The sequence below is a fragment of the Mesobacillus sp. genome, assembly GCF_049588175.1.
GTDB lineage: Bacteria > Bacillota > Bacilli > Bacillales > Cytobacillaceae > Mesobacillus.
On the sequence record NZ_JBAVFI010000166.1, the window covers coordinates 1 to 2,063 of the forward strand.

Below are 2,063 nucleotides of genomic sequence, written 5' to 3' on the forward strand. Positions count from 1 at the left end.
GACGTATCTTTTGCTGGAAGCAAAAGATACGTCCCCGTGCTTTTATTCTGGTCTTACACATTTTATTTAAAACGCTTTTCTCCTTCCTCAACAACAAATTCTTTTTTATCCTTTGTCCTAACGACAATCTTATAAGGATCTTCCTTAACATGTGGCCAAATTTCATCTGACTTGATAAATTCCTCTGCCATTGAATATAGATCGCTGGCGTGTTCGGCTGCCCCTTCGTCCGTGCTCTTCATCTTCATGGTGATGAAAATTCTCATCAAGCCTTCTTTGCTTTGATACCCGACACCTGACACTTTGTATTTTTTATACGTTTTAAATTCATGTGCGATGCCTGAAACTGCGTCACTCCAGCGAGCATATTGCTCTCGTTTGGCCAGATTATACTTCCTGATCTTCACTTCAACATAGTCCTTGCCGCCTGCGGCGAGAGCATCCTCTACAGCCTTTTTAATTTCATCCACTTTTTCCTGCTGTTCCGTGCTCGGAATCTCAAGCTCAACCAGATCTTGCCTGTAACCAATGCTGTTTTGAAAATCAAATGGCTCAAGGGCAGCCTGGACGATTTCGAACACTTCTTCACTTTCTTTTTCGATTTCGGCCTGCTCTTGCTTCCACTCTTCAGATGGTTCATGATGTTCTCTTACCTTGATATAAAACTATACAATAGAAATGAAAGTCCAGTAGGTACACCGCGTTAAAAAAATGAAAAATTTCATTTTGCAAAAGTGCACACCCCGTATCAAAAATTCTCTCGAACATGAAACAGATAGTTCACTATCCAAAAGGTCACCATACAATTCAAATGAAAACATACATTTTTCCAAGGGGAACAGGCACTTATTTCATTATTATTAGATGACATTGTTACTACTCCTATTTATGGCACACAAAGTGATTGCACACAGATTGATCTTGTAGTGTTTACCGTATAATTAATTTAATCGTTACACGTTAATAAAGATCGCCTGATTGTTGAAGAACTCTATTTTCTACACCGTTCTCCGTTACTTATTTAAATGAGGGTTAATAATAAAAAAAGAAAATCCCTCCTTATAAGATAATTTCTTTAAGGAGGGACTCTATTTAAATAATAACAACCCTATTTTGGGCACGAGTAACCGTTGATTATGATCTACTATTCATTTTTTCCCGGATTGCATTTGGGCATCGACTATTTCTTTCGCATGTTCAATCGTTAGGGAGTTGCCCATTTGGGACAAAGGTTATTGGATATTATGTGACAATGCAATCCGTTACTCTGTTTATGACTCCCTCTTCATACCGCCAAATGCTGCTTTTCACGTTCATTGTCTGATTCGTACTTAATTCCCAGTTCCTTCAATCGGCTGGTCAAAAACGAATACAGTCATTGCAATATCTTCTTTAATATTAATATCAGAAAATAACCGAAGTACTTTTGCACCCATTAAGTTTTCAAATCTTAAAAGAACTTCTGGCTTTTTGTATATTTCTTTAACAAATCTTGTTCTCGTTTCATGGACCATTTCTTCACCATGGTTTGAAGTAATCATGAACTTCTCCACATTTGTCAGGTTCCCTTTCATTTCAGTGACCGCCCAAGAATCGATAAATTTGGTGGTGATTTCCTTTGGGCCATTTCCCACATATTCTTTTCTAATTTCGCGAATAAGCATACTAAATTGATGCTCCATATTTTTTGCCATTTCATGATCCTCCTTATTCTGCCACTTAGTTTGATTCTAAAGAGGAAACCCATTCATTACGTGAACGAATGGGTTTGCTTTTTTCTTTGTATTTACTATTTTAAACCTTCGCCCATACCTTTTAAAAGATTAAAACCGAATCCTATCGCCCGATTTATATCTGGATCCTTTATAGCCTTCATTAGGTCAAAAAGTCCAACTTTGAAATCTTCTGCTAACCCCTGCTGAGCCTTTTGCAATCCATTCGTCAGACCTTTAGCGAGCTTACCTGTTGTTTCAGGGTCCAATTCAGTAAGTATACCGCCAGCGGCCATCGCATTATTAATCATTTTTGTGACTGGTTCGCGTGAAAGCTGACCGACAGCAATT

General features: G+C 38.1%; 3 protein-coding genes. All 3 read right to left on the minus strand.

Features of this window, described 5'->3' with window-relative positions; genetic code table 11:
* Nucleotides 1-62: 62 nt before the first annotated feature.
* Nucleotides 63-581: a DUF4030 domain-containing protein gene (locus tag WB217_RS03955; RefSeq protein ID WP_423990843.1), complete on the minus strand. Its 519-nt coding sequence runs from the start codon at nucleotides 579-581 to the stop codon at nucleotides 63-65.
* A gap of 750 nt (nucleotides 582-1,331) precedes the next feature.
* Nucleotides 1,332-1,694: a DUF2294 domain-containing protein gene (locus WB217_RS03960; protein WP_423990845.1), complete on the minus strand. Its 363-nt coding sequence runs from the start codon at nucleotides 1,692-1,694 to the stop codon at nucleotides 1,332-1,334.
* Between the two features lie 95 nt (nucleotides 1,695-1,789).
* Nucleotides 1,790-2,063 (minus strand): DUF1641 domain-containing protein (locus tag WB217_RS03965; RefSeq protein ID WP_423990847.1); only part of this gene is annotated, 274 nt, incomplete at its 5' end.